The organism is Ralstonia sp. RRA (genome assembly GCF_037023145.1).
Lineage (GTDB): Bacteria > Pseudomonadota > Gammaproteobacteria > Burkholderiales > Burkholderiaceae > Ralstonia.
Genome location: NZ_CP146091.1, coordinates 1,069,374 through 1,095,623, shown reverse-complemented (window position 1 = coordinate 1,095,623; position 26,250 = coordinate 1,069,374). Strand labels below are relative to the sequence as shown.

Genomic DNA, 26,250 nt, shown 5'->3' with positions numbered 1-26,250 from the left:
CGTAGCTGCCGGCTGGCTGGAGGCCGTCACTCGTCAATCGAGCGCAGCGGCCCCTGCCCGCGAATCCAAGCCCAATCGGCGAGTTCGGCCATTTCCTTGTCGCCGCGGCTGTCGCCATAGGCAAACAATTTCAGTGGCGGGCAATCCGCCCACCACTGCCGCAACCGCACAACCTTCTGCGGCCCCCAACAGTTCTCGCCATCGAGCTGGCCAGTGAATCGGTGCTGCTCGAATGCCAGCTCAGTCGCCAACACAGCGTCGAAGCCGGCGTTGGCCGCCCACTTCTTCAGATAGAGCGATGGCGATGCACTGACCAACACCAGCGCATGCCCCCGCGCCCGGTGCTCACGGATGCGTAGCAACATCTCCGGTCGCACGAGGTGAGCAAGATGCCTGTCGACAAAGCACTGCGCCCATTGATCGAGCGCGGATTCCTCCATCGGCCCCAGCGCGAACCACGCAAACTTTGCCTTGGCCGCGCCGCGTGAGATCAGCCCGATCTTCATCGCGCCGATCCACGGCAATGCGCGCAGCCCAGCCCACAGAAAACGCCGCGCACCAACCGCTCGCCAGACGAAATGGCGAAAACTGTCGGCGGTCGTGATGGTGCCGTCGAAGTCAAAGGCGGCGATGATGCGGTCGGTCATAAGCGCGAGCCGGACGAAAATGAATGGCTCGGAAGATAGCAGACGTGCAGGCAGCGTGACGTCCACCTGCGATCGGTGTGCGACGGGTGAAAAAAAACGGGGCCGTAGCCCCGTTCAACCCTCACCGGTCATGCCACCCGCTAGGGAACGAATGGCATGCTCCGATAAACCTTTCTGTTGTCGATTCAGCGTGCGCCTCAGTTCGTCTTGGCGCCGCCTTCAAACCACTTGGCGATGATCGTGCGCTCATCGTCGGTGATGTTCGTCACGTTGCCGAGTGGCATCAGCTTCTGTTGCACGACCTGCTGGTAGACGAGCTGTGCGTGCTTGCCCAATTCATCCGGCGTATCGAGCAACACGCCCTTAGCCGGCGAAGGCATCAGGGTAGGATGCGCCGAGTGACATTGGTAGCACCGTGCGGTAACGACTGCCTGTACTTTGGCGAAGTCCGAACCGCCAGCGGCAGCTGTAGCAGCGGGCGCCGAGGCACTTCCTGCAGCAACGGCCGGGACCGCAGCGGCGCTTTCCGCCACCGGAGCAGCCGGACGCGGCGCGAGCCACACCGCCACACCCAACAGCACCGCCACGCCCGCCGCCGGATAGCCCCAATTGATCACGCCCTTGTGCTTCAGGATGAAGAACTGACGAATCAGCACGCCGGCCAGCATGATCAGCACCAGCACAACCCAGTTGTACTTGAACGCGTACGTCATGCTGTAGTGGTTCGACAGCATCGCGAACAGCACCGGCAGCGTGAAGTACGTGTTGTGCACGCTACGCTGCTTGCCGCGCTTGCCGTGGATCGGGTCCGGCTTCTCGCCAGCCTTGAGCGAGGCCACCACCTTGCGTTGCCCCGGGATGATCCAGAAGAACACGTTGGCGCTCATGATGGTCGCGATCATCGCGCCGATCAGCAGGAATGCCGCGCGGCCCGAGAACAGGTGGCACGCCGCAAACGCGGCTAGCACCACATAGATCGCCACCAGAATGCCCACCACGCGGTCGTTCTTGCCGAACACGCGGCAGATGGTGTCGTACACCAGCCAGCCGACCACCAGGAACGCCAGCGCCAGGATCACCGCCGTCGTCGCCGTCATGTCGAACACGCTGCGATCGATCATGTAGACGTTGGCGTTGAACAGGTACACCACCGTCAGCAGCGCAAAGCCCGACATCCAGGTGGAGTACGACTCCCAGTAGAACCAGTGCAGATGATCCGGCAGTTGCTTCGGCGCCAGCAGGTACTTCTGCGGGTTGTAGAACCCGCCGCCGTGCACGGCCCACAGCTCGCCGTCGACGCCCTTGTCCTGCAGGTCTGGCGCCGTCGGCTTGGTCAGGCTGTTGTCGAGCCAGACGAAGTAGAACGACGAACCGATCCACGCAATCGCGACGATCACGTGCAGCCAACGCAAGAGCAAGTTGGCCCAGTCGAGGATATAGCCTTCCATGATTCGCTCCCCTCTGCCCTTAGCTGCCGCGATAGGTCGAATACGACCACGGCGACACCAACAGCGGCACGTGGTAGTGCGCGCTGGTATCGGCCACGCCAAAGCGCAGCGTCACCACGTCGAGGAACGCGGGCTCGGGGAGTTTGACGCCGGCTGCGCGGTAGTACTCGCCCACGCCGAAGTCCAGCTCATAGACGCCGACCTGCAGCGCGTCGCCTTCCAGCAGCGGCGCATCGCAACGGCCATCGTGATTGGTGCGAACCGATTTCACCGGTTGGCGTTGATTGTCGACAATTTTGAACAGAGCGATCGCCAGGTTTTGGCCCGGTGTGCCTGCAGCGGTGTCGAGCACATGGGTAGTCAAGCGTCCCATTTGTCTTCCTCTGTAGTTCGAATTTTCAGAAGCGCCGCTGCCTCCACTTGCACCTCGCGCCGAACCCTTGCGTGACAAGGGCTGGCGTCGGGGCCCGCTCGGTACGTGCTGTGCACGCATCCCGGCGCGCGTCCAGCCGGTTTACGCTTGCCGCCTTCTCTATGAAGGGGCCTGCCAAACCGGCAAAGCCGTCGCTCGTTCTGGGTCCGACTCCGTGCTTCGGTGGGGACTCGAAACAGGGATTTCCCTAGTTTGTCGGATTCCTGAACGCATTTTGTTGACAATATTGAAGGCGCCCACGAATAATTGTCAACAGATTTTCGCAGTTGCTTATGCTGCGATGCGTTACTCAAAGGCGGGTCTGCCATGTCCAAGAATCTCAAGCTGGTCTCCACGGAAACGACGCTAAAGCCCGGTACGTCGGGCACCAAGGCATCGGGGGCACGTATGTCGGTCGAAGAACGGATGTACCACGAGATCTACGACGCGATCATGGAGCACCGCCTGCCTCCGCGCACCAAGTTGACGGAGCATGCGCTTTGCGAAATCTATGCCACCGCACGCCATACGGTGCGCAAAGTCTTCTCCCAGTTGGCCGCCGACGGCCTGGTCGACCTGGAGCCGAACCGCGGCGCCTTCATCGCCGCCCCTTCCATTGACGAAGCGCACGCCATGTTTGAACTGCGCCAGATCCTGGAGCGCGCTGTGCTCGATAAGGTGGGCCATAGCGCCAACCCCAAGGCGGCCATCGCGCCGCTGGTGGAACTCGTCAAGGAAGAGCGCCAGGCCTTTGTCACGCATGACCGCCCGCGCTGGATTCGCCTCTCGGCGGAATTCCACGTCGCGCTGGCCGAGCAGGCCGGCAATCCGCTGGTGGTCGAGATGATGCGCCGCCTGGTCTCGCGCACCACGCTGATGATTGCCAGCGTGGAAGCGCCGGGCCAGAACGCCTGCTCGTTCGACGAGCACCTGGACATCCTCAACGCGCTGGAGCGCGGCGACGCCACTGCCGCCCAGGCCCACATGGCCCAGCACTTGCAATGCTGCGCGGACCGCGTGCGCCCCGAGGCGCCCGCTGATTTCGACCTGCGTTCGGTATTGGGCCCGAAGGACAAAGTCTAGGACCGGTTTTGCTGTATTGGGCGAGCCGGCACGACAGAGGCCGGCCGCCACAAGCCGGACGCCCGTCCGGCTGACCACCCGAAGGAGACCTTCATGACAAGCAGCACCATCGCCGCCCCCACGGCGGATTTGACCAATGAGCGCGTGGCGTACGGACGCCTGCTCGCATTGGGGTTGCAACATGTATTGGTGATGTATGCAGGCACCGTGGCGGTGCCGCTCATCGTGGGCGGCGCACTACATCTGCCCAAGGAGCAGATGGCTTTCCTGATCAATGCCGATTTGTTTGCTGCGGGTCTTGCTACGCTCATCCAGGCGTTCGGCATCTGGAAGTTCGGTATCCGCATGCCGGTCATGATGGGGGTGACCTTCGCCTCCGTCGGCCCGATGATTGCCATCGGCACCGACCCCACCATCGGCCTCCTGGGCATCTATGGCGCGGTGATCGCGGCGGGGATATTCGGGATCATCGTCGCGCCGCTCATGGGGCGCGTGCTGGGTCTCTTCCCACCGGTCGTGACCGGCACCGTCATCACGCTGATCGGCATGTCGTTGATGGGCGTGGGCATCAACTGGGCGGCAGGCGGCCAACCGACCAAGAAGATGGTGGTGGACGGCGTGCTGCAGACCGTACCGAACCTGGAATACGGCAACCTCGGCAACCTGGCCATCGCGGCGGCGGTGCTCGTCATCATCCTGCTGCTGACGAAATACGGCAAAGGCCTGATCGGCAACATCGCCGTACTGCTGGGCATCGTGATCGGCACGTTCATCGCCATGGCGTTCGGCAAGGTCAGCTTTTCCGGCATCGCCGATGCCGACTGGGTCGCCGTCATTACACCGCTGCACTTCGGCATGCCGACCTTCCACTTCGGCGCCATCGCCTCGATGTGCATTGTGATGATGATCACGCTGGTGGAATCGACCGGCATGTTCCTGGCCCTGGCCGAGATCACCGGCAAGAAGCTCTCCACCGATGACTTGACCCGCGGCCTGCGCGCCGACGGTCTGGGCACCGTGATCGGCGGCGTGTTCAACACCTTCCCGTACACCTCGTTCTCGCAGAACGTGGGGCTGGTGACGGTGACGGGCGTGCGCTCGCGCTATGTGGCGGCCATGGGTGGGATCATCCTGATCGTGCTGGGCCTGTTCCCGAAGATGGCGCATATCGTGGCTTCGGTGCCCTCCTTCGTGCTGGGCGGCGCGGGCATCGTGATGTTCGGCATGGTGGCGGCTACGGGTGTGCGCATCCTGGGCTCGATCGATTTCAACAAGTACCGCCACAACCTGTTCATCGTGGCCATCTCGATTGGCTTCGGCATGATCCCGACGCTGGCACCGACCTTCTTCCAGTACCTGCCCAAGTGGCTGGAGCCGGTCACGCACAGCGGCATCGTGCTGGGCACGCTGGTCGCCGTCACGCTGAACCTCTACTACAACGGCATGCAGTCCGCCGAGCACGCCATGCGCGACGCTGCTGCCAACACCCACGGCACGGAGTAATTGCGTGAGTTTCCCCATCAGCGCCACTGTCGCGCACAACGACCCGCTCCTGATCGCCCAGCACGCTGATGTGCTGGTCACCATGGATGCGCAACGCCGCGAGATCCCCGACGGCGCCCTGGTGGCGCGCGGTGGCGTGATCGAATGGGTGGGTGCCACGGCCGATCTGCCGGCGCAGTATCGCGACGCAATCGGCCAGCCCAACGTGCGTGTGATGGAGCTGCGTGACCACGTGGTCACGCCCGGCTTCGTCAACACGCACCATCACATGTATCAGAGCCTGACGCGCGCCCTGCCCGCCGCGCAGGATGCAGAGTTGTTCGGCTGGCTCACGAACCTGTATCCGGTGTGGGCAGGCCTCACGCCCGAGATGGTGCGTGTCTCCACGCTTACCGCGATGGCGGAACTGCTGCTTTCGGGTTGCACGACGTCCAGCGACCACCTGTATCTGTATCCGAATGGCAGCCGGCTCGATGATTCGATTGAAGCCGCGCAGCAGATCGGCATGCGCTTTCACGCGGCGCGCGGCAGCATGAGCGTGGGCCGCAGCCAGGGCGGCCTGCCGCCGGACCGCGTGGTCGAAGGCGAAGCGGCCATCCTCAAAGAGACGCAGCGCCTGATCGAAACCTGGCACAACGCCGATCGCCACTCCATGCTGCGCATGGTGGTGGCGCCGTGCTCGCCCTTCTCCGTCTCGCGCGATCTGATGCGCGAATCGGCCAAGCTTGCACGCAGCTACGGCGTGTCGATGCACACCCACCTGGCGGAGAACGACAACGACATCGCCTACTCGCGCGAGAAGTTCGGCATGACGCCGGCCGAGTATGCGGAAGACCTTGGCTGGGTTGGCCACGACGTGTGGCATGCGCACTGCGTGAAGCTCGATGCGCACGGCATCGACGTGTTCGCGCGCACCGGTACGGGCGTGGCGCACTGTCCCTGCTCGAACATGCGCCTTGCCTCGGGCATTGCCCCCATCCGCACCATGCGCGATGCCGGTGTGCCAGTTGGCCTGGGCGTGGACGGCAGCGCGTCAAACGACGGCGCACACATGCTCGGCGAGACACGCCAGGCGATGCTACTCGCGCGCGTCGGTTTCGGCCCGGCAGCGATGAGCGCGCGTGAGGCACTGGAAATCGCCACGCTCGGCGGCGCCCGCGTGCTCAATCGCGATGATATCGGCGCGCTCGCACCCGGCATGTCGGCTGACTTTGTCAGCTTCGACCGCCATCAAGTCAGCTTTGCTGGTGCGGACCATGATCCGGTCGCCGCATTGGTGTTCTGCGCCCCGTCCAACGTGGCGCACAGCGTGATCAACGGGCGCGTGGTCGTCGAAGACGGCCGCCTGACCACGCTGGAACTCGACGCCCATCTCACGGTTCACCGGAGGCTCGCGCTGGAACTGGCGCAGGCTGCCCGGGCAGTCCCAGCCTGACGGAATGGCGCTTTGCCACGTTCATGACGCATTCGTGATGTCGTGAATTTCGAAAGCCGAATTCCGTTGCTTGGCCGGCGTTGTATGAAGTCTCCTCGACATGAAAAAAACCATGACAAGCAATAACTACCCGCGCGATCTGATCGGTTACGGCAAGAACCCGCCCAACGCCAATTGGCCGGGCGGCGCGCGCGTGGCCCTGCAGTTCGTCCTCAACTACGAGGAAGGCGGTGAGAACTGCGTGCTGCACGGCGATGCCGGCTCCGAGCAATTCCTCTCCGAGATCATCGGTGCGGCTGCCTACCCTGCTCGCCACATGAGCATGGAAGGCATCTACGAATACGGCTCGCGTGCGGGCGTATGGCGCATCCTGCGTGAGTTCGAAAAGCGCGGCCTGCCGATGACGATCTTCGGCGTGTCGATGGCCCTGCAACGGCACAAGGACGTGACGCAAGCCTTCGTTGACCTGGGCCACGAAATCGCCTGCCACGGCTGGCGCTGGATCCACTATCAGAACATCGACGAAGCCACCGAGCGTGAGCACATGCGCATCGGCGTCGAGATCATTCGCGAGCTAACGGGCAACGCGCCGCTCGGCTGGTACACCGGCCGCGACAGCCCCAACACGCGCCGCCTGGTGGTCGAGCACGGCGGCTTCGCCTACGACGCCGACTACTACGGCGACGACCTGCCCTTCTGGACCGAAGTCGAAGTCTCGGGCGGTGAAAAGAAGCCGCACCTGGTGGTGCCGTACACGCTTGACACCAACGACATGCGTTTTGCCAGCCCGCAAGGCTTCAATACGGCCGACCACTTCTATCAGTACCTGAAGGACGCCTTCGACGTGCTGTACGAGGAAGGCGACCCCAGCGGCCTGGCCGCACCGAAGATGCTGTCGATCGGCATGCACTGCCGTCTGCTGGGCCGCCCAGCGCGTTTTCGCGCGCTGCAGCGTTTCCTCGATTACGTGCAATCGCACGACAAGGTGTGGATCTGCCGCCGTATCGACATCGCGCAGCACTGGATGCAGAACCACCCCCATGCAAAGCAACCCGTTTTGAGCACCGCAGCATGAGCCAGACGACTTACACCCTTTCGCAACTCAACGGCATGGACGCAGCGCAGTTCGTGCAAACCCTCGGCGGCATCTACGAACATTCGCCGTGGGTAGCCGAGCAAGCTGCTATGCAGCGCCCGTTTGCATCGGCCGACGCGCTGACCGCTGCGATGCGCAACGCCGTTGATACCGCCGGCATTGATCTCCAACTCAAGCTCGTGCGCGCTCACCCGGAGCTGGCGGGCAAGGCCGCCGTGCGCGGTGAGCTGACGGCGGAATCGACACGCGAACAAAGCGGCGCGGGCCTGAATCAATGCACGCCGGAAGAGTTCGCACGCCTGCAGGCCCTCAACGCCCAGTACAACGAGAAGTTTGGCTTCCCGTTCATCCTGGCAGTGCGCGGTTACGACCGTCACGGCATCATCGACAACTTCAGCAAGCGCGTTGAGAACGACCGCGACACTGAACTGCGCACGTCGCTGGAACAGATTCATCGCATCGCCGGTTTCCGTCTGAATGATTTGATTTCAGGCTGACAGCACGACGCTGCAAATGTAGCGAGCACGGGGCGCTGCCCGGCCGGAATGCCTGACCGGCTGGTCCGCGATTGCACCTGAGAGTGCAGCGCGGTGTGCGGCACAAGACCTCACAGGAGACAACAACATGCAGTGGACCATCAAGCGCGGTGTCACGACGTTTGCAGTGGCGTCCGCGTTCGCGGTGTTGAGCGCAAGCGCCATTGGCCAGTCGCCGGAATCAAAGCCCGCCGCACAGCCCACGCAACCGGCTAGTGCCAAGCTCGTGCACGCCATGAATTCCATCGCGCAACTCAATGCGATGGACAAAACGCAGTTTGTGCAGGTGCTCGGTGGTGTCTATGAACACTCACCGTGGGTGGCCGAACGCGTGGCCACGCAACGCCCGTTTGCCTCGGTCGAAGCGCTACGTGCCGCCATGCGCCAGACCGTGAGCAACGCCGGTGAAGCACAGCAGATCAAGCTCGTGCGCTCTCACCCCGAACTGGCCGGCCGTGCTGCCGTGCGAGGCGAGATGACCGCAGCCTCGACGCGTGAGCAAGGCGGTGCGGGGCTGGCTCAACTGACACCCGAAGAGTTTGCACGCCTGCAAGATCTGAACAAGCGCTACAGCGAGAAGTTCGGCTTCCCATTCGTGATGGCCGTACGTGGCTACGACCGGCAGGCCATCATCGATGCGCTGGCCACACGGCTGAATAACGACCGCGACACCGAGCTGCGTACGTCGCTGGAGCAGATTGACCGCATCGCCGGTTTCCGTCTCAACGATTTGATTTCAGGTTAATCAGTACAACAACACTGTGGGTGCGGTGTCATGGGGCATGGGACACCGCCCGGCATGGAGCCTGACCGGCCGGCCTGCGACTGCATCAAAGAATGCGGCGCAACCTGCAGCAAATCCATCAACAGAGGAGATAGAGAAATGCAGTGGAACATCTTGCGCGGCGCCGCCGCGTTTGCCGTGGCGACCAGCGCCATGTTCATCGGCGCAGCAGATGCGGGGGCAGTGGAGTGGAGCGATACCTCGATCGGCTATCGCTACGGCACGCAATTTGCCGAGCCGTTTGTCGGCACCGGTATTCACAAGAACGTTTTCAACTTTACGCATGCCGACGGATACAAGTACGGCACGAACTACCTGAACGTCGATCTGCTGCAATCGGACAGCAAGGACAGCAACGCACAGGAAGCCTATGTGGTGTATCGCCACACGCTCGATATCGGCAAGGTCTTCGACAAGAACCTCGGCGCGGGGCCGATCCGTGGCTATGGTCTGACTGCCGGTTTTGATTGGAACACCAAGAACGATACGGGCTATGCGTCCAAGAAGCGCATGCTGGTGGCGGGTCCTACGTTGATGATGGATGTCCCGGGCTTCCTGAACATCAGTCTGCTGATGCTGTGGGAGAGCAACGAGCCGATTGGGGTGACCAGCCGCTACCACTACAAGGCGCATCCGATGCTCAATGCCGCATGGGGCATCCCCATCGGCTCGACGGGCCTGTCGTTTGAGGGGTATGCCAACTACATCGCGGCCAAGGGCACGAACGAATTCGGTGGCCCAACGTCACCGGAATTGAATATCGATGCCATGCTGATGTACGACCTGGGCACGCCTTTGCACCTGGGCAAGAACACGCTGCGCGCGGGCATTGAATATCAATACTGGCGCAACAAGTTCGGCAACCCGGCATCGGTGCCCGGCTCACTGGCGAAAACGCCGATGGTGCGCGTCGAATATCACTTCTGATGCGCATGCGCATGAAGCACTAAGCCACCAGCAACAAACAAAAACGGCGTCTGAATCGCTTCAGGCGCCGTTTTTGTTTGGATCGCCGGGCCGCCAATTGCAGCAGCCCGGTTGAACCATCAACGGATCAACGTGCCGCCGACACGTCTGCCACCGCCAGTGCAGTCATGTTGACGATACGGCGCGACGTGGCCGACGGGTTCAGGATGTGCACCGGCTTGGCGGCGCCCAGCAGGATCGGGCCCACCGTCACGCCCTGCCCGCCCGTCATCTTGAGCACGTTGAACGTGATGTTGGCCGCGTCCAGCGTCGGCATCACCAGCAGGTTGGCGCTGCCGGCAAAGGCGCTCTTGGGCAGGAAGTGGTGCCGGATGTCTTCCGACAGCGCCGCATCGCCCTGGATCTCGCCTTCCACCTGCAGCTCGGGCACCTCGGCCTTCAGCAGGTCATACGCCGCACGCACCTTGCGCGCCGATGCGCTCTTCGACGAGCCGAACATCGAGTGCGACAGCATCGCCACCTTCGGCTCCTGACCAAAGCGGCGCACTTCTTCTGCCGCCAGCTTGGTGATGTCGGCCAGCTCTTCAGCGCTCGGGTTCTCGTTGACGAACGTGTCCGTGATGAACAGCGTGTGCTTCTCCAGCATCAGGCCGTTCATGGCGGCGAACACCTTGGCGTTCGGGGCCAGACCGATCACGTCGCGCACGTGCTCCAGGTGTGCATCGAAGCGGCCGACCGTGCCGCACAGCATTGCGTCGGCATCGCCCAGGCGCACCAGCATCGCGCCGATCAGCGTGTTCGAGCGGCGCAGTTGCGACTTCGCCATATCCGGCGTCACACCATTGCGCCCCATCAGCTCATGGTAGGCGGTGTGGTACTGATGGAAACGCGGGTCATCTTCCGGGTTGATCAGCTCGAAATGCACGCCCGGCTTCAGGCGCAGGCCGGCCTTCTGGATGCGCATTTCGATCACATGCGGGCGGCCGATCAGGATCGGCTTGGCCAAGCCTTCGTCCACCACCGTCTGCACGGCACGCAGCACGCGCTCTTCTTCACCTTCGGCATAAACAACACGCTTCGGGTTGGCCTTGGCCGCCGAGAACACCGGGCGCATGGTCAGGCCCGTGTGGTACACGAAGTCGCTCAGTTGGGCGCGATAGGCGTCCAGGTCCTTGATCGGACGCGTGGCCACGCCGGACTCTTCCGCAGCCTTGGCAACCGCCGGCGCGATCTTCTCGATCAGGCGTGAATCGAACGGCTTCGGAATGATGTAGTCCGGGCCGAAGTTCAGGTCCTGGCCGGCGTAGGCCTGGGCCACGGCATCGTTCGTTTCCGCTTCGGCCAGCTCAGCGATGGCCTTCACGCACGCCAGCTTCATCGCTTCCGTGATCTTGGTGGCGCCGCAATCGAGCGCACCACGGAAGATGTACGGGAAGCACAGCACGTTGTTGACCTGGTTCGGGTAGTCCGAACGGCCCGTGGCGATGATGCAGTCCGGGCGCGCGGCCTTGGCCACTTCCGGGCGGATTTCCGGCTCGGGGTTGGCCAGCGCCAGGATGATCGGCTTCGCAGCCATGGTCTTGACCATGTCGGCGGTCAGCACGCCGGCAGCCGAGCAGCCGAGGAACACATCGGCATCGCGCACGATGTCGGCCAGCGTACGGGCCGAGGTGTCCTGCGCATAGCGCGCCTTGTTCGCCTCCATCTTGGCGTCGCGGCCAACGTAGATCACGCCCTTGGAGTCGACCACGTAGACGTTCTCACGCTTGACGCCCAGGCCCACCATCACGTCCAGGCAGGCAATTGCCGCAGCGCCGGCGCCCGACACCGCCACCTTCACCTTGGCGATGTCCTTGCCGACCACCTTCAGACCGTTGAGCAGCGCCGCCGACGAGATGATCGCCGTGCCGTGCTGGTCATCGTGGAATACGGGGATGTTCAGGCGGTCACGCAGCTTCTGCTCAATGTAGAAGCACTCCGGCGCCTTGATGTCTTCCAGGTTGATACCGCCCAGCGTCGGCTCCAGCGAGGCGATGATGTCGACCAGCTTGTCCGGATCGCGCTCGGCCAGTTCGATATCGAACACGTCGATGCCGGCAAACTTCTTGAACAGGCAGCCCTTGCCTTCCATCACCGGCTTGCTGGCCAGCGGGCCGATATCGCCCAGGCCCAGCACGGCAGTACCGTTGGTAATCACGCCGACGAGGTTGCCGCGCGAGGTGTACTCGGCCGCCAACGCCGGATCCTGCTCGATCGCCAGACACGGATACGCCACGCCCGGCGAGTACGCCAGCGACAGATCGCGCTGGTTGATCAGCGCCTTGGTCGGGCGCACTTCGATCTTGCCGCGCGTCGGGGCGCGGTGGTATTCAAACGCGGCGCGGCGCAGTTCGGCCTCGGCGCCCTGGTCTTGGGAATCGGGCGAGGCGTCGTGAAGCTTGTCGTTCATATCGATGAATCCTGGTGGAGCCTGATGAGGAGTTCCGCGGATGAGACGCACGTGCGCTCAGGCAGAAACTCTCTGAGACGAAGTGGCAAAAAACAGTGGGAACAGAGGGAAACCGGGAGCAAGGCCGCAGGCGTTGCGGTACACCGTCAGGAGGGTGGCGACGGCGCGCAGGCTGCGCCGACCAGGGGTGGCGGTCGGCGCGAGATGGGATGGAGTGACAACGCTCAAGCGAGGGTACGGCTGGCGGCCCGCAAATTAGGTCATGCATTCTAACGTAGACCGCCAGCCAAAACCCACTCGGGCACACTACTTAGCCGCTGGTTTCACCGATGGATCAACGGGCAGTTCCACGAGGATGGGCTGCGCGTTCGGTGCCGGGAAATTGGCGAAGGCGCTGCGAATCAGGTAGGGCATCACCGCGGTCAGGGAACCGTCTCCACCCTGAGTCTGCGCCGTCACCTGGTAGACGCGCTTGCCCGATGCCGCCTCTTCAATGTCGACGTGATAGGCATAGAACGGCACCTGCACGTTGGTGTCGACATACTGCGGACCCCACGGGCCCCAGGGCCCCCACGGACTACGCCACGGACCCCACGGGCCGGGGCCCCAGTACGGATCGGGGTAGACCGGCTGGCGCACCTGCACAAGGCGTGTGGCCATCGAGTAATTCAGGCGGACGAGATAGCGTGCGCTGGCATGCGGCGCGCTGGTAAAACCGCGAGCAGCCAGTTGGTCGGACGTCCAGGCCTCATAGGTCTGGCGCTCCAGGTCATTTTGCTGCGCTGCAGTGTGCTCAAACGCATAGGTGCGCGGCGGCGCGTCTTCCCAGCCGGGCTGCTTGAACGCGGTGACCTGGCTGGTGACGGTGCTGGCACAACCTGCCAGCAGGCTGGCTGCCATCAACGCACCGGCTATCGGCCAGATGCCGGATGGTTTGATCCTCTTGGCCCAATTCCACATACAAAATCCCCCTACTCTCCAATCAGACAGGTTCCGGCGCGCCCGCAAAGCGTTGCGCCCGGCCTTTTACTCAGAGTCACGCTGTGCGCCGAAGATTCCCGCCAAGCGCCTGAGTACAATGGTCTTTTGCGTTCCGCTACGAGGATGTTACCGATGTTGCGCACCGATACCGCCGTGACGATTTACCGCAAGGATTACGCCGCCCCCGCGTTCCGCATTGATGAAGTGGCGCTGGAGATCGACCTGGTGCCCGAGCGCACCCGCGTCGTCAACCGCCTGCGCATGACGCGCACGGCAGCGGCCAAGCCGCTCGTGCTGGTGGGCGAAGGGCTGGAGCTGGCGGGCGCGACGATCGACGGCAAGGCAGTGTCCGGTCTGCAGGCCGACGGCGATACGCTCACCATCGACGCCGTGCCGGCGGAGGCCGGCGCCAGCTTCACGCTGGAACTCACCACGTTCTGCAACCCCGCCGCCAACTCCTCGCTGATGGGGCTGTACGTTTCCAACGGCAACTTCTTCACGCAGTGCGAGGCCGAGGGCTTTCGCAAGATCACCTACTTCCTCGATCGCCCGGACGTGATGACGGTCTACACCGTCACGCTGCGCGCATCGAAGGTGGATTACCCGGTGCTGCTGTCCAACGGCAACCTCGTGTCGGAGCGCGACCTGCCGGACGGCCGCCATGAAGCCGTGTGGCACGACCCGTTCAAGAAGCCGTCGTACCTGTTCGCGCTGGTGGCGGGCAAGCTGGAATGCATTGAAGAGCGCATCCAGTCTGCCTCCGGCAAGGAGAAGCTGCTGCAGGTGTGGGTGGAAGCGCAAGACATCGGCAAAACGCGCCACGCGATGGACTCGCTCATCCACTCGATCCACTGGGACGAGCGCCGCTTCGGGCTGGAGTTGGATCTGGACCGCTTCATGATCGTCGCCGTGGGCGACTTCAACATGGGCGCGATGGAGAACAAGGGCCTGAACATCTTCAACACGAAATATGTGCTGGCCAACGCGGAAACCGCCACCGATGTGGATTTCGCCAATATCGAATCCGTTGTCGGCCACGAATACTTCCACAACTGGACGGGCAACCGCGTCACCTGCCGCGACTGGTTCCAATTGAGCCTGAAGGAAGGGCTAACGGTGTTCCGCGACCAGGAGTTCTCCGCCGACATGGCTGCACAAGCCGCGTCACAGGCAAATGCGGAAGCCGCCGCTGCCAGCGCGCGCGCCGTCAAGCGCATCGAAGACGTGCGCACGCTGCGCCAAGCGCAATTCCCGGAAGACGCAGGCCCCATGGCCCACCCGGTGCGCCCCGACAGCTACGAAGAGATCAACAACTTCTACACCGTCACGGTGTACGAGAAAGGCGCAGAAGTCGTGCGCATGTACCAGACCCTGCTTGGCCGCGACGGCTTCCGTAAGGGCATGGACTTGTACTTCCAGCGCCACGATGGTCAAGCCGTCACGTGCGACGATTTCCGCGCCGCCATGGCCGATGCCAACGGCCGCGATCTCACGCAGTTCGGCCGCTGGTACAGCCAGGCCGGCACGCCGGTGGTTGCCGTTGAGGGCCATCACGACGCGGCCGCGCGCACCTACACGCTCACGCTGCGCCAGCGCTGCGAGCCGGTCGGTATCGAGGTGAACAGCGGCATCCAGAAGCAGCCATTCCACATTCCGTTTGCCGTGGGCCTGATCGACCAACAGGGTCGTGACTTGCCGCTGCGCTTGCGCGGTGAAACCGCATCAGCATCGCCCGTCACCACGCGCGTGCTGGACTTTACTGAGGCCAAGCAGACCTTCGTCTTCGAAGATGTGGCCGAAGCGCCGTTGCCCTCGCTGCTGCGCAATTTCTCGGCGCCGGTCGTCGTCGAATACGGTTATACGACTGAGCAACTCACCTTCCAGCTCGCGCACGATTCCGACCCGTTCAACCGCTGGGAAGCCGGCCAGCGTCTGGCGACCGACACGCTGCTGCGCATGGTGGCGGACATCCAGCACGGCCGCGCGCCTGCGGTCGACCCAGCGCTTGTCGAAGCACTGCGCGCCGTGGTGGCCGACGCCTCACTCGACCCCGCCTTCCGCGAGCAGATGCTGATCCTGCCGGCCGAAAGCTACCTCGCTGAGCGCATGGACGTGGCCGACCCGGCCGCCATCCACACCGCCCGCCGCACGCTGCGCCGCACGCTGGCCGAAGCACTCAACACCGAGCTGACTCGCGCCTATCACGACAACCAGACCCCCGGCGCGTATTCGCCCGATGCCGTGTCCGCTGGCAAGCGCGCACTCAAGAACATCGCACTCGGCTACCTGGTGGAAACTGAAGCCCCGGAAGCACTGGCCCTGGCTGAACAGCAATACGCCCGCGCCACCAACATGACCGACCGCATGGGCGCGCTGTCCGCCATGGTCACCAGCTATGCGCCCGGCCGCGAAGCCGCGTTGGCGGACTTCTACACGCGCTTTGCCGACGACGCGCTCGTCATCGACAAGTGGTTCTCGCTGCAGGCCATGCAACCGGGCGCTGCCGGCAAGCCGACGTTGGAGACCGTGCGTGCGCTGATGGCACACCCGGCCTTCACGCTGCGTAACCCGAATCGCGCGCGCTCGCTGATCTTCAGCTTCTGCTCAGGCAACCCCGCGCAGTTCCACGCCGCCGATGGCTCTGGTTATGCGTATTGGGCCGAGCAGGTGCTCGCGCTCGATGCGATCAACCCGCAGGTCTCCGCCCGCCTGGCACGCTCGCTGGACCGCTGGCGCAAGTACGTGCCCACGCTGCGCGACGCCATGCAGGACGCGCTCAAGCGCGTGGCGGCCCACCCGAGCCTGTCGCGTGACGTGCGCGAGATCGTCAGCAAGGCGCTGGCGTGAACATTGCGTCAGGTAAAATCGCGCCCGTCTCAGGAGAACCCATGAAGCGCATCAACCTCACCCGCTACCTGATCGAAGAGCAGCGCGAGCACAACACCATCCCGGCCGAGCTGCGCCTGCTGCTCGAAGTCGTGGCGCGTGCCTGCAAGGCGATCTCGCACAGCATCAACAAGGGGGCCCTTGCCGGCGTGCTCGGCTCGGCCGGCACCGGCAACGTGCAAGGCGAAACCCAGCAGAAGCTGGACGTGATCGCCAACGAAGTCCTGCTCGAAGCCAACGAATACGGCGGCAACCTGGCCGCCATGGCCTCGGAAGAGATGGAATCGTTCTACGAGATTCCGCACCGCTATCCGAAGGGCGAATACCTGCTGCTGTTCGATCCGCTCGACGGCTCGTCCAACATCGACGTGAACGTGTCGATCGGCACGATCTTCTCGGTACTGCACATGCCCAAGCCGGGCGAAACCGTGACTGAAGCCGACTTCATGCAGCCCGGCGCCAAGCAGGTCGCTGCCGGCTACGCCGTGTACGGCCCGCAGACCACGCTGGTGCTGACCGTCGGCAACGGCGTGCATATGTTCACGCTGGACCGCGAAGTCGGCAGCTTCATCCTGACCAGCCGCGACGTGAAGATCCCGGCTGACACGAAGGAATTCGCCATCAACATGTCGAACATGCGCCACTGGGCCCCGCCCGTGCGCCGCTACATCGACGAATGCTTGGCCGGCACCGAAGGCCCGCGCGGCAAGGATTTCAACATGCGCTGGATCGCCTCGATGGTGGCCGACGTGCATCGCATCCTCACGCGCGGCGGCATCTTCATGTATCCGTGGGACAAACGCGAACCGGGCAAGGCCGGCAAGCTGCGCCTGATGTACGAAGCCAACCCGATGGCCTTCCTGGTCGAACAGGCCGGCGGCGCGGCCACCAACGGCCATCAGCGCATCCTGGACATTCAGCCCGAGAAACTGCACCAGCGCGTCTCCGTCGTCCTCGGCTCGAAGAACGAAGTGGATCGCGTGACGCAGTACCACCTGGAAGCCGAAAAAACGGCGTAACCACGCCGTGTAAGGTCAGTGTTACAGCGGCTCTTGCAGAGCGACAAAAAGTTCTGTTAGAATTGCTGTTTCCGACGCCGCTGTAGCTCAGTCGGTAGAGCAGCGCATTCGTAATGCGAAGGTCACCAGTTCGATTCCGGTCAGCGGCACCAGAATTCAAAAAGCCCAGTCTTCATCGACTGGGCTTTTTGCTTTGGCCTTGCGAAACCGATCAGATCTTGGGGATCCGCAGCTTCTGCCCCGGGTAGATCTTGTTCGGGTCCGAGAGCATTGGCTTGTTGGCCTCAAAAATCACCGGATACTTGTTGGCATCCCCGTAGGCCTCCTTGGCGATGGCCGACAACGTGTCGCCACGCTCCACGGTGTGCCAGTCCGATTCTTCCGACTCGGTATTCACCGACATCTGGTCATCGACCGATTTGATCCCTTCGACATTGCCGCAGCACAGGATGATCTTCTCGCGCGTGGCCTGATCCGGCGCCACGCCGAACACCTTGGCGGCATCGCCCTCCACCTGCACGGACAGTGCCGTGGCGCTCAGGCCTTGCTGGGCGATGTAGTCCTGAATCGCTTGGCCCTTGGCATCGTCAGCGGCCTTGGCGGCGTCGGCATCGGCGGATGCATCGGCCGGGGCGGCGGCAGCGCTGCCGTGGAACAGCTTTTCGCCAGCCTCTTTGATGAAGTCAAAAAAACCCATAACGACCTCCATAAGTACACAACGGGGAACGGGAAATCAGCAGGCGCAGAACAGCCGGGGTGCGCCCTCCGCCGCAGTGTAGCCCCTCACGTGCGATGCCTCCATGACATGCGCCGGCAAATGCAAACTTTGGGGTCGCCGACATGCTGCAGCGCAGCAAGATCGCTGGCACAATGGTCTCATGCTGAAACACTTGCGATACGCCGGTGGGGCAAGCACCATCGTTCTCATCCGGGCTATTTGCTGCCGCCAATGAACCGCATCTGGATGAAATCCATTTCCCGGCTGGTCGACGCGCTCACCACGCCAGGCTTTGGCCGCCAGACGTGGCCGCCCAAGCCCGTCCGCCCCGCCAAACCCACCCCGCGCCGAGAAGCCGGGCGCCGCATCCACTCTACGCCCACCGAGGGCACGTTCGCGCGGGAGCAATTCATCTACGAACCGGAATCGCCGGCCGTCGTGGCACGCCGGCCAGAGTATTGGCTTTACACGCCACCACTACGTGGCAGCAAGCCGCCCGCGCTGATGGTGATGCTGCACGGCTGCAAGCAATCGGCGGAAGCGCTGGCGCACGGCACGCGCATGAATGCGCTGGCGGATCGTGAAGGCTTCATCGTGCTGTATCCGGAGCAACCGCGCCGCGCGCATCCGCAATGCTGCTGGCACTGGTACGACCCCGAGCACGTCGGTGCGCGCGAGGCCGATGGCATCAGCCGGTTGGTCGAACAAACGCTGGAGCAAACCGGCGCCGACCCTTCACGTGTGTATCTGGCAGGGTTGTCGGCGGGCGCGGGATTGGCCGGCCTGATGGCACTGCGCCATCCAAAGCTGTTTGCCGCGCTGGCCCTGCACTCCGGCCCTGCGCTTGGTATCGCGCGTACGCCCGCCTCGGCATTGAATCTGATGCGGCGCGGCGCTCGCGTTGACCCAATTGAAGCGCTATCAACCATGGTGGATGTAGCGGCCTACCCCGGCATGCCGACGATGCTTCTGCACGGGTTGCGCGACGACGCCGTCAACCCGGCCAACCAAGCGCAACTGGCATCGCAGTTTCGCGCACTCAATCATCTGACCGATGCCACCTGCGTGTCCCGCGAAACCTCGCGCGGCGACGGGTTCGTCCTGCGCAACGACATGCGTGACGGCGAATGCGTCGTCAGCCTATGCCAGCTCACGGCAACCGGTCACGCCTGGAGCGGTGGCGACCCCCGCTACGCCTTCCACGCACCCGGGCCGGATGCGACCTGGCTGTGGTGGCAATTCGCGCGACGCCACGTGCGCGAGACCGCGCTGGCAGCGTAGGAAATGCGCCAGCGTCAGAGGTCGATCGACTGCTGAACGCCACCGCGCCCCAGCAACTCGTCGATCAGGCCATAACCGCGCGCGAGGCCGGCATCCTCTGCGGCTTCACGCGTCGGCAACGGACGCTCGTCATGCGAATGCGCGACCAGTGTCTCAACGGCCGTCGGGTCTGCACCCGATTCGCAGATGCGTACAACGAAATCCCATAGCCTTGGCGCTGCCGCCCCGTCCTTGGCCGACTTGCGTGCGGCGCGCGGAATGGCCAGCACGTAGACGTCGAAATCCTTGTACACCTCGGTGCGCCAGTTCGATTCCACGGTCATGTTGCCTCCCCTCGAGTACGCCGGCATGACAGACACATCGTGTCGACATTGCAAACGCGCCCCGGAAAAAACACTGGCCGGTACATGTCCGGCCTGTCTTCAGTGCATCAGCATTCGCCCTTCTTGGCGTGACCTGGAGGGCAGTGGTAGCGATCATCACGATCGCGGCGATCGTGGTCCCAGTCTCGACCGCGATCACGGCCGCGCCAACGGCCATCATCGCCACGGTCCCAACCGCCCTCACGCATCTGCCAACCGCGCGGACCTTGCTCCCAACGCGGCTCGCGCCAGTGATAGCCGTCACGGCCGTGCTCACGATAGCCACGACGCCAGACATACCGGCCATCGCGCCATTGCCAGTAACCCGGCACCCACACGTAGCCCGGCTGCATGACCGGCACGGGCTCATATTGGGGCGGCGGCGGTGCATACGTCGGGCCAATCTGCACGCCAATGGACACCTGCGCCTGCGCAGGCAAGGCAATCGACGCCGTCACACCGGCCGCAGCCAGGCACGCGGCGAGAATCCATGCGTTCTTTTCCATCGGGGGATCTCCTTCTTCTGCAATCAAGCTTGATTCGATCCTAGCATCGGCCAGCGTCACCCTCTCTAGGGTGTTACGCGGCGTTACCTTCGTTACCGGATGCCGAAACTGTGTTCACGTTTGCGTGACGCGGCCCTCGCGCCTCTTCAAGCCATGCGCAAAACGCCTGCACCACCTCGTCACCGAGATTGCGTGCCGGGCAATACCAGTAGTAGCTGCGTGCGGCAAGCGCCAACGACGGAAATGGCGCGACCAACCGCCCCTCCTCCAAGTCTTCAGTGATGAGCGCCGACGGCCCCATCGCCACCCCAAGCCCATCGATAGCCGCCTGAATCGACAAGTAGAAATGCTCAAACGTGAGCGCGTGTGCAGGCCGCAGATTGGGCACGCCCGCCAGTACGAGCCAGCTCGGCCAGATCGAGGGCAGCGTGTCTGAATGCAGCAGTGTGTGTTGCCGCAAATCCGACGGCGCATCCAGCGGCGCGCGCTTGAGCAGTGCCGGGCTGCATACGGGAAAGCGGCTCTCATCCAGGAAGCGCCCCGACCGAAACCCCGCGTGGATCTCCGGCCCGCCGCGAATGATCACGTCAAAGTTGTCCGGCAGGTCTTCGATCTCTTCAATGGACGTGGTGAGCCGCACCTCCACGCGCGGAAACCGCATTTGAAATGTCGACAGACGCGGAATCAGCCAGCGCATCGTGAACGTCGGGATGCTGTTCACACGCAGGATGCGCGCCGCGTCGCGATCGCGCACCGACTGGCTGGCCACGCTGATGCGGTCAAGCGCCACACCAATCTCCGAAAGGTAGCGCTGCCCCGCATCGGTCAGCTCCACACGCCGGTTCAAGCGTCGAAACAGCGGCACGCCCAGCCACGCTTCCAGCACCTGAATCTGCCGACTGATGGCGCCATGCGTGACGTTCAATTCCTCGCCTGCACGCGTGAAGCTCAGGTGGCGCGCCGCCGACTCAAAGGCACGCACAGCATTCAACGGAGGCAGTTTGCGCATATCGCGTGAGTTTTCCGCACAGATCGAGTCAGTATATATCGATTGTTGATCACAATCTGTGGCGATACGCTGTCGCCTTCCCACTCAAGCCGAGGCGCCGTCGAGTGAGAAAAATCGACTCGACCTCTCATCCCGCTCATCGTGACTCCCGCCGTCATCGCCCTGGTTCTGTGCGCCGCCCTGCTCCACGCCTCGTGGAATGCGCTGCTGAAAAGCGGCTCCGACCGCCTGCGAGCAATCACGCTGATGACGCTGGCCTCCGGCTTGGCCGCGGTGCCGATGGCGATCGCGCTTCCGTTGCCAGCCCCGGCTGCGTGGCCGTACGTGGCGTTGTCCGCCGTGCTGCACGTCGGCTACAACGTGTTTCTCGCGCGGGCCTATCGGTTCGGGGAATTCGGGCAGGTGTACCCGATCGCGCGTGGCTCGTCGCCGCTGCTGGTGACGATGGGCGCCGCACTGTTCGCGGGTGAGATGCCCGGCGTGATTGCGCTTGCGGGCGTGGTGCTGGTGAGCGCAGGCATCTTGAGCCTGGCGCGCGGTCGCAAGGCGGACCTCGGCTCTACGCTCGCCGCACTCATCACCGGCGTGTTCATCGCGTGCTACACGGTGTGCGATGGCATTGGCGCGCGCGTGGCCGGCAACGCGAATGCATATTCCGCCTGGCTGTTCATGCTCGATGGCCTGCCGATGGTGCTGCTCTATCGCGTATGGAAAGGCCCGCTGAACATCGATCTGCGCGACACCGACACGCTCAAGACGTTCGGTGGCGGCGTGGTCTCGCTCGTCGCTTACGGCATCGTCATCTGGGCCGTGACGCTCGCGCCAATGGGGCCGGTGTCGGCCCTGCGCGAAACGTCGGTGGTGTTTGCCGCGCTGCTCGGCCGCTTCTTCCTGAAGGAATCGCTCACGGCACGGCGCCTGTCGGCCTGCTCGGTCATTGCCTTCGGCGCCTACTGCCTTGGGCACCCGGCGTGAGCACGGCACTCATGCAGCGTGTTCAAGCAGCGCGCGGCGGGTACTTGACCGCTAAGATGTCGATCTGCTCGACGCCCGCGGGCGTGCGCAGCGGCACCGTATCCCCCTCGCGCGCCTTGATGAGCGCACGCGCAATCGGCGAAATCCAACTCACGTAGCCCTTATCGAGATCGACCTCGTCCATGCCGACGATGGTGATCGTGGTCTCGCCTCCTGCCTGGTTGGCATAGGTGACCGTCGCGCCAAAGAAGATCTGATCGTTGTCGCCTTGCAGGCTGGCGTCGACCACTTCGGCCTTCTCGATACGACGCGTGAGGAAACGGATGCGCCGATCGATTTCGCGCAGGCGCTTCTTACCGTAGAGGTAGTCACCGTTCTCGGAGCGATCACCATTCGATGCCGCCCACGACACGATGCCGACCACTTCGGGACGCTCAGTGTCGATCAGGTGCATCAACTCCGAGCACAGGCGCTCGTAGCCCGCGGGCGTAATGTAGTTCTTGGAGCCCGGCGGCAGCGGTGCGGCGCCCTCGGGCAGATCGTCTTCGTCGTCGCCGGCGTCTTCCCGGACGAAAGCCTTGTTCATGGTGGAAGCAACGTGAGTTCAGGGCTCCATTATAGAAAGTTGGCTCCCCCAGTAGAAAAAGTGAAGAAGGGGGTTCACAAGGTCGAAAAACTCTGTATAATCTCATTTCTCGGTTGCGGCTGTAGCTCAGTTGGATAGAGTACTTGGCTACGAACCAAGGGGTCGTGGGTTCGAATCCTGCCAGCCGCGCCAACCTGATAAAGACGAGAAGGGCTTCCAGGAATGGAAGCCCTTTTTGTTTGTCCGCCGCCCGCTTGCCACCCCTCGTCGGCAAGCTGCGCACGCACCACAAGCGCGAGGCGGCGACCAGAAAAGCGGGATCAAGGAGCTGGATCGATAGATCTCCCCCCTGCAGGGCATCACGCGCGTCGCAATGCGTGATTCGCCACTAGACACTCCGCAGATCACATGTATAATCGCGCCCTTCGGTTGCGGCTGTAGCTCAGTTGGATAGAGTACTTGGCTACGAACCAAGGGGTCGTGGGTTCGAATCCTGCCAGCCGCACCAACCTGATAAAGACGAGAAGGGCTTCCAGAAGTGGAAGCCCTTTTCTCTTGCCTGCGCCCGCCATCAGGGTGCTGCGCGCGTAGACCACAAACAAAAAAAAAGCGAAGCCAATTGGCCTCGCCTTCCTTTTGCATCAACGCCTCGCCTCGGCTAATCACCGCGATCCCGCGCAATGCGGATCACATCGGGGTTGCGCCGCAGCGCGCGCATCACATCGGCCAGATGCACACGGTCGTGCACCTGGATCAGGAACGTCATGAACGTCGCTTCCTGATCGCCCTCCTGCTCCATCGACACGTGCGCCACATTGGCATCGGCCGAGGTCAGATCCGCCGCCACGCGCGCGAGAATGCCCTTCGTATTGCGCACGAGCACCTTGATCGACACGTCGAACGCGCGCGTGGTGTGCTCCGCCCACATGACGTCGATCCAATGCTCCGGATCCTTGCTGTGCAGGCGCTTGGCCACGCGACATTCCTGCGCGTGGATCTGCAGCCCTTCCCCCTTGCCGATATAGCCCACGATGGAATCGCCAGGAATCGGCCGGCAGCACGACGAAAATACCATCGCCATGCCCTCATCACCGCTGACGGTGACAGCGGGCGCCTCTTCGTTCGCGAAGGTGTGCACGGCGGCCATCAGGGCTTCGTCGCCTTCATGCCCGCCCTCTTGCAGCACGATCTCGATACGGCGTGCGATCACGGCCGGCACACGGCGGCCGAGCGCGAGGTCCGCAAAGACGTCTTCGCGTGCCTTGTTGCCCGTCCATTGCACGATGCGTTCCCACACCGGCGCGGGCACAGCCTTCATGTCGATGCCAATCTGGCGCAGTGCCTGTTCCAGCAAGCGCTCGCCAAGCTGAATGGCCTCATCGAGCTTGGCCGTCTTGAGGAAATGCCGGATTGCCGCGCGCGCCTTGCCGGTGCGCACGAATGTGAGCCATGCCGGGTTGGGTTTCGAGTACGGCGCCGTCACCACCTCGACGATGTCGCCGTTCTTGAGCTCCGTGCGCAATGGCAGCAGCTCGTTGTTGATCTTGACCGCCACGCACTGGTTGCCTAGGTCACTGTGCACCGCGTAGGCAAAGTCCAGCGCCGTCGCACCACGCGGCAGTGCGCGGATCTCGCCCTTTGGCGTGAACACGTAGACAGCATCCGGGAACAGGTCGATCTTGACGTGCTCCAGAAACTCCTGCGAATCCCCCGTCTGGCTCTGGATATCGAGCAACGATTGCAGCCACTGGTGCGCCTGCTGCTGCGCGCGGTCAGGCTCGTCGTGATGCTGCTTGTACATCCAGTGCGCAGCCACACCCGCTTCTGCAATCTGGTTCATCTCGCGCGTGCGAATCTGGAACTCGACCGGCGTGCCAAACGGCCCCACCAGCGTCGTATGCAGCGACTGATAACCGTTGATCTTGGGGATTGCGATGTAGTCCTTGAACTTGCCGGGCATCGGCTTGTACAGGCTGTGCAGCGCGCCCACGGTCATGTAGCACTGCATCTGCGTGTCGACCACCACGCGGAAGCCATACACATCCAGCACCTGCGAGAACGACAACTGCTTGTCGTGCATCTTGCGGTAGATGCTGTAGAGCGTCTTCTCGCGCCCCGTGAGTTCTGCCGGGATGCCCGCATCGCCCAGCGCGCGCTGCGCCGTCTCAAGAATGCGCGTGACCACCTCGCGACGGTTGCCGCGCGCGGCCTTCACCGCCTTCTCAAGCGTTGCGTAGCGGAATGGCGAACCGATGCGGAAGCTCAGTTCCTGCAGTTCACGATATGTGGTGTTCAGACCGAGTCGGTGCGCGATCGGCGCGTAAATCTCCATCGTCTCGCCCGCGATGCGGCGACGCTTTTCGGGCGGCACATGGTCGAGCGTACGCATGTTGTGCGTACGGTCGGCCAGCTTGACGAGAATCACGCGCACATCGCGCGCCATCGCGAGCAGCATCTTGCGGAAGCTCTCCGCCTGCGCCTGCTCACGGCTTTGGAATTCCAGCTTGTCCAGCTTGGTCAGGCCGTCGACCAGTTCCGCAACCTTGGGGCCGAACTTCTCGGCCAGCTCGCTCTTGGTGACACCCTGATCTTCGATCACGTCGTGCAGCAGTGCTGCCATGATCGACTGCACATCCAGCTTCCAGCCCGCGCAGATCTCTGCCACGGCCACCGGGTGCGTGATGTACGGCTCACCGCTCTGACGATACTGGCCGAGATGGGCCTCGTCTGAGAAGTGAAACGCCTCCTTCACCAGCTTGATATCGGCCGGCTTCAGGTACGACGACAGCTTCTCGGTCAGCCCCGAGATGGAGACGACCTGCTGGCGCGGTGGCGTGGCCGGCTGCGAGGTCGGGCCGAACAGATGCCGATAGGTCTGCTCCAGCACCGCATCGATGAAGAGCTTGTCGCCGGTCGCGTCAGGCTTGGCCTCTTGCGCGGCACCTTCGGCTACTTGCGCCTTGGGCGTTTTGGGCGCTTTCGGCACTAGCGCAGACCGCTCGCCCACCAGGTCCGCACCACGCGGGTCAGGCAGGTTCGGCGCCCCCGTGCGAGGCGACGCGGGGCCGGAAGCGGAAGTCGGCATGGAAACGAAGGAAGCAGTGGAAGACCCAGGCAGCGGTGTAGAACCACTCGCTGCGTCCGACGTGTTGCCGGACGACTCCGCCGGCGGCACGTTTTGCTCGTGCGTGGCGGAGCGTTGGTTTCTGGGCGAAGAAGAAGCGGGCGAGGTAGGCATGCCGGGGTCTTGTGCGTTCGCGGCTTTCACATCCATGAAAGATCGCAAGAACGATCAGTGACCAAGGCAGCGTACCACGCCAGGTAATGCGTCAGCTCAGGACGGAACCTTCTTGAGCATCTCGATACCGACTTGGCCGGATGCGATCTCGCGCAGCGCGGTCACGGTCGGTTTGTCCTTGGCATCGACCTTGGGCGTGTGGCCCTGCACCAACTGACGGGCGCGGTATGTTGCGGCCAGCGCCAGTTCGAAGCGATTCGGAATCTGTTTCAAGCAATCTTCGACGGTAATACGCGCCATGAAAACTCCACCTGGTGGCAAATCTTGTTGATCTCGGTATTTTAGCAGCAGCGCGGCACTCGGCCCGGA

General features: G+C 63.2%; 24 protein-coding genes and 3 tRNA genes. 15 read left to right on the top strand and 12 right to left on the bottom strand.

The genetic code is table 11. From position 1 onward, the window contains the following. Positions 1–26: 26 nt before the first annotated feature. The 3 genes from V6657_RS05280 to uraH form a co-directional block, all read right to left on the bottom strand. Entirely contained in the window at positions 27–647 is a 621-nt protein-coding gene (locus tag V6657_RS05280) for an HAD-IB family hydrolase (RefSeq protein WP_048932837.1), read from the bottom strand. Between the two features lie 197 nt (positions 648–844). Next, the gene (locus V6657_RS05275; protein WP_048932838.1) at positions 845–2,095 is read right to left on the bottom strand and encodes a urate hydroxylase PuuD; all 1,251 of its coding nucleotides are present in this window, start codon (positions 2,093–2,095) and stop codon (positions 845–847) included. A gap of 19 nt (positions 2,096–2,114) precedes the next feature. After that, complete coding sequence (gene uraH / locus V6657_RS05270) at positions 2,115–2,468, bottom strand: hydroxyisourate hydrolase (protein ID WP_039597832.1); 354 nt, start codon at positions 2,466–2,468, stop codon at positions 2,115–2,117. Between the two features lie 366 nt (positions 2,469–2,834). Between uraH and V6657_RS05265 the strand changes: the two genes are divergently transcribed. The 7 genes from V6657_RS05265 (at position 2,835) to V6657_RS05235 (ending at position 9,871) form a co-directional block, all read left to right on the top strand. Then, positions 2,835–3,590 (top strand): GntR family transcriptional regulator, encoded by a 756-nt coding sequence (locus V6657_RS05265; protein WP_048932839.1) that lies wholly within the window; start codon positions 2,835–2,837, stop codon positions 3,588–3,590. 93 nt (positions 3,591–3,683) lie between these two features. Next, positions 3,684–5,093 (top strand): nucleobase:cation symporter-2 family protein, encoded by a 1,410-nt coding sequence (locus V6657_RS05260; protein WP_048932840.1) that lies wholly within the window; start codon positions 3,684–3,686, stop codon positions 5,091–5,093. A gap of 82 nt (positions 5,094–5,175) precedes the next feature. Next, a complete protein-coding gene (locus tag V6657_RS05255) occupies positions 5,176–6,528 on the top strand; it encodes an 8-oxoguanine deaminase (protein ID WP_248694692.1) in 1,353 nt (450 codons plus the stop codon). Between the two features lie 112 nt (positions 6,529–6,640). After that, the gene (puuE, locus tag V6657_RS05250; protein WP_048932841.1) at positions 6,641–7,603 is read left to right on the top strand and encodes an allantoinase PuuE; all 963 of its coding nucleotides are present in this window, start codon (positions 6,641–6,643) and stop codon (positions 7,601–7,603) included. After that, positions 7,600–8,121 (top strand): 2-oxo-4-hydroxy-4-carboxy-5-ureidoimidazoline decarboxylase, encoded by a 522-nt coding sequence (gene uraD, locus V6657_RS05245; RefSeq protein ID WP_048932842.1) that lies wholly within the window; start codon positions 7,600–7,602, stop codon positions 8,119–8,121. The genes puuE and uraD (V6657_RS05245) overlap by 4 nt, the downstream gene beginning before the upstream one ends. Before the next feature lie 274 nt (positions 8,122–8,395). Further along, positions 8,396–8,905, top strand: a complete 510-nt coding sequence (gene uraD / locus V6657_RS05240) for a 2-oxo-4-hydroxy-4-carboxy-5-ureidoimidazoline decarboxylase (RefSeq protein ID WP_048932896.1) — start codon at positions 8,396–8,398, stop codon at positions 8,903–8,905. A gap of 192 nt (positions 8,906–9,097) precedes the next feature. After that, positions 9,098–9,871 carry an outer envelope protein gene (locus V6657_RS05235; protein ID WP_248694691.1) on the top strand — a complete coding sequence of 258 codons (774 nt, stop codon included), beginning with the start codon at positions 9,098–9,100 and terminating at the stop codon, positions 9,869–9,871. Positions 9,872–9,998: 127 nt separating this feature from the next. Here the strand turns inward: V6657_RS05235 and V6657_RS05230 are convergent, their stop codons facing one another. Together V6657_RS05230 and V6657_RS05225 are read right to left on the bottom strand one after the other, a co-directional pair. After that, positions 9,999–12,320, bottom strand: a complete 2,322-nt coding sequence (locus tag V6657_RS05230) for an NADP-dependent malic enzyme (RefSeq protein WP_048936017.1) — start codon at positions 12,318–12,320, stop codon at positions 9,999–10,001. Positions 12,321–12,626: 306 nt separating this feature from the next. Beyond that, a complete protein-coding gene (locus V6657_RS05225; RefSeq protein WP_048936016.1) occupies positions 12,627–13,280 on the bottom strand; it encodes a DUF4136 domain-containing protein in 654 nt (217 codons plus the stop codon). Positions 13,281–13,433: 153 nt separating this feature from the next. Between V6657_RS05225 and pepN the strand changes: the two genes are divergently transcribed. The 3 genes from pepN (at position 13,434) to V6657_RS05210 (ending at position 17,358) form a co-directional block, all read left to right on the top strand. Further along, on the top strand, positions 13,434–16,148 hold the full coding sequence (gene pepN, locus V6657_RS05220; protein WP_048936015.1) for an aminopeptidase N: 2,715 nt from the start codon (positions 13,434–13,436) through the stop codon (positions 16,146–16,148). Between the two features lie 41 nt (positions 16,149–16,189). Beyond that, positions 16,190–17,206, top strand: a complete 1,017-nt coding sequence (locus tag V6657_RS05215) for a class 1 fructose-bisphosphatase (RefSeq protein ID WP_048936014.1) — start codon at positions 16,190–16,192, stop codon at positions 17,204–17,206. A gap of 76 nt (positions 17,207–17,282) precedes the next feature. Beyond that, positions 17,283–17,358 (top strand) — tRNA-Thr (locus tag V6657_RS05210). A 59-nt stretch (positions 17,359–17,417) separates the two neighbouring features. On the opposite strand, the gene lysM is transcribed toward V6657_RS05210, so the two are convergent. Further along, a complete protein-coding gene (lysM, locus tag V6657_RS05205) occupies positions 17,418–17,903 on the bottom strand; it encodes a peptidoglycan-binding protein LysM (RefSeq protein ID WP_048936013.1) in 486 nt (161 codons plus the stop codon). A gap of 267 nt (positions 17,904–18,170) precedes the next feature. Between lysM and V6657_RS05200 the strand changes: the two genes are divergently transcribed. Beyond that, positions 18,171–19,205, top strand: a complete 1,035-nt coding sequence (locus V6657_RS05200) for a PHB depolymerase family esterase (protein WP_048936020.1) — start codon at positions 18,171–18,173, stop codon at positions 19,203–19,205. Positions 19,206–19,219: 14 nt separating this feature from the next. Here the strand turns inward: V6657_RS05200 and V6657_RS05195 are convergent, their stop codons facing one another. The 3 genes from V6657_RS05195 to gcvA all read right to left on the bottom strand — a co-directional run bounded on the left by V6657_RS05195 (position 19,220) and on the right by gcvA (position 21,082). Beyond that, on the bottom strand, positions 19,220–19,528 hold the full coding sequence (locus V6657_RS05195; protein ID WP_048936012.1) for a hypothetical protein: 309 nt from the start codon (positions 19,526–19,528) through the stop codon (positions 19,220–19,222). A gap of 107 nt (positions 19,529–19,635) precedes the next feature. Further along, positions 19,636–20,073, bottom strand: coding sequence for a YXWGXW repeat-containing protein (locus V6657_RS05190; RefSeq protein WP_048936011.1), 438 nt, complete (start codon positions 20,071–20,073; stop codon positions 19,636–19,638). Between the two features lie 73 nt (positions 20,074–20,146). Continuing rightward, on the bottom strand, positions 20,147–21,082 hold the full coding sequence (gene gcvA / locus V6657_RS05185; protein ID WP_048936010.1) for a transcriptional regulator GcvA: 936 nt from the start codon (positions 21,080–21,082) through the stop codon (positions 20,147–20,149). A gap of 141 nt (positions 21,083–21,223) precedes the next feature. Between gcvA and V6657_RS05180 the strand changes: the two genes are divergently transcribed. Beyond that, a complete protein-coding gene (locus V6657_RS05180) occupies positions 21,224–22,057 on the top strand; it encodes a DMT family transporter (protein WP_048936009.1) in 834 nt (277 codons plus the stop codon). A gap of 22 nt (positions 22,058–22,079) precedes the next feature. Here the strand turns inward: V6657_RS05180 and greB are convergent, their stop codons facing one another. Then, positions 22,080–22,643 (bottom strand): transcription elongation factor GreB, encoded by a 564-nt coding sequence (gene greB / locus V6657_RS05175; protein ID WP_048936008.1) that lies wholly within the window; start codon positions 22,641–22,643, stop codon positions 22,080–22,082. A 115-nt stretch (positions 22,644–22,758) separates the two neighbouring features. Here greB and V6657_RS05170 point away from each other — a divergent pair. Both V6657_RS05170 and V6657_RS05165 read left to right on the top strand, forming a co-directional pair. Further along, a tRNA-Arg gene (locus V6657_RS05170) sits at positions 22,759–22,835 on the top strand. Positions 22,836–23,074: 239 nt separating this feature from the next. Then, positions 23,075–23,151 (top strand) — tRNA-Arg (locus V6657_RS05165). A gap of 150 nt (positions 23,152–23,301) precedes the next feature. Here V6657_RS05165 and V6657_RS05160 read toward each other — a convergent pair. Beyond that, positions 23,302–25,728: a bifunctional (p)ppGpp synthetase/guanosine-3',5'-bis(diphosphate) 3'-pyrophosphohydrolase gene (locus V6657_RS05160; RefSeq protein WP_048936007.1), complete on the bottom strand. Its 2,427-nt coding sequence runs from the start codon at positions 25,726–25,728 to the stop codon at positions 23,302–23,304. On the opposite strand from V6657_RS05160, the gene V6657_RS05155 reads away from it, so the two are divergent. Next, on the top strand, positions 25,727–25,942 hold the full coding sequence (locus V6657_RS05155; RefSeq protein ID WP_048936006.1) for a hypothetical protein: 216 nt from the start codon (positions 25,727–25,729) through the stop codon (positions 25,940–25,942). The two genes, V6657_RS05160 and V6657_RS05155, sit on opposite strands and share 2 nt — an antisense overlap. Positions 25,943–25,977: 35 nt before the next feature. On the opposite strand, the gene rpoZ is transcribed toward V6657_RS05155, so the two are convergent. After that, on the bottom strand, positions 25,978–26,181 hold the full coding sequence (rpoZ, locus tag V6657_RS05150; protein WP_004630929.1) for a DNA-directed RNA polymerase subunit omega: 204 nt from the start codon (positions 26,179–26,181) through the stop codon (positions 25,978–25,980). Positions 26,182–26,250: the final 69 nt, after the last annotated feature.

Excerpts from the sequence above, each read along its gene's own strand:
- V6657_RS05280 (WP_048932837.1), bottom strand. The coding sequence starts at position 647 with ATGACCGACCGCATCATCGCCGCCTTTGACTTCGACGGCACCATCACG.
- V6657_RS05275 (WP_048932838.1), bottom strand. The coding sequence starts at position 2,095 with ATGGAAGGCTATATCCTCGACTGGGCCAACTTGCTCTTGCGTTGGCTG.
- uraH (WP_039597832.1), bottom strand. The coding sequence starts at position 2,468 with ATGGGACGCTTGACTACCCATGTGCTCGACACCGCTGCAGGCACACCG.
- V6657_RS05265 (WP_048932839.1), top strand. The coding sequence starts at position 2,835 with ATGTCCAAGAATCTCAAGCTGGTCTCCACGGAAACGACGCTAAAGCCC.
- V6657_RS05260 (WP_048932840.1), top strand. The coding sequence starts at position 3,684 with ATGACAAGCAGCACCATCGCCGCCCCCACGGCGGATTTGACCAATGAG.
- V6657_RS05255 (WP_248694692.1), top strand. The coding sequence starts at position 5,176 with ATGGATGCGCAACGCCGCGAGATCCCCGACGGCGCCCTGGTGGCGCGC.
- puuE (WP_048932841.1), top strand. The coding sequence starts at position 6,641 with ATGACAAGCAATAACTACCCGCGCGATCTGATCGGTTACGGCAAGAAC.
- uraD (WP_048932842.1), top strand. The coding sequence starts at position 7,600 with ATGAGCCAGACGACTTACACCCTTTCGCAACTCAACGGCATGGACGCA.
- uraD (WP_048932896.1), top strand. The coding sequence starts at position 8,396 with ATGAATTCCATCGCGCAACTCAATGCGATGGACAAAACGCAGTTTGTG.
- V6657_RS05235 (WP_248694691.1), top strand. The coding sequence starts at position 9,098 with ATGTTCATCGGCGCAGCAGATGCGGGGGCAGTGGAGTGGAGCGATACC.
- V6657_RS05230 (WP_048936017.1), bottom strand. The coding sequence starts at position 12,320 with ATGAACGACAAGCTTCACGACGCCTCGCCCGATTCCCAAGACCAGGGC.
- V6657_RS05225 (WP_048936016.1), bottom strand. The coding sequence starts at position 13,280 with ATGTGGAATTGGGCCAAGAGGATCAAACCATCCGGCATCTGGCCGATA.
- pepN (WP_048936015.1), top strand. The coding sequence starts at position 13,434 with ATGTTGCGCACCGATACCGCCGTGACGATTTACCGCAAGGATTACGCC.
- V6657_RS05215 (WP_048936014.1), top strand. The coding sequence starts at position 16,190 with ATGAAGCGCATCAACCTCACCCGCTACCTGATCGAAGAGCAGCGCGAG.
- lysM (WP_048936013.1), bottom strand. The coding sequence starts at position 17,903 with ATGGGTTTTTTTGACTTCATCAAAGAGGCTGGCGAAAAGCTGTTCCAC.
- V6657_RS05200 (WP_048936020.1), top strand. The coding sequence starts at position 18,171 with ATGAAATCCATTTCCCGGCTGGTCGACGCGCTCACCACGCCAGGCTTT.
- V6657_RS05195 (WP_048936012.1), bottom strand. The coding sequence starts at position 19,528 with ATGACCGTGGAATCGAACTGGCGCACCGAGGTGTACAAGGATTTCGAC.
- V6657_RS05190 (WP_048936011.1), bottom strand. The coding sequence starts at position 20,073 with ATGGAAAAGAACGCATGGATTCTCGCCGCGTGCCTGGCTGCGGCCGGT.
- gcvA (WP_048936010.1), bottom strand. The coding sequence starts at position 21,082 with ATGCGCAAACTGCCTCCGTTGAATGCTGTGCGTGCCTTTGAGTCGGCG.
- greB (WP_048936008.1), bottom strand. The coding sequence starts at position 22,643 with ATGAACAAGGCTTTCGTCCGGGAAGACGCCGGCGACGACGAAGACGAT.
- V6657_RS05155 (WP_048936006.1), top strand. The coding sequence starts at position 25,727 with ATGGAAACGAAGGAAGCAGTGGAAGACCCAGGCAGCGGTGTAGAACCA.
- V6657_RS05160 (WP_048936007.1), bottom strand. The coding sequence starts at position 25,728 with ATGCCGACTTCCGCTTCCGGCCCCGCGTCGCCTCGCACGGGGGCGCCG.
- rpoZ (WP_004630929.1), bottom strand. The coding sequence starts at position 26,181 with ATGGCGCGTATTACCGTCGAAGATTGCTTGAAACAGATTCCGAATCGC.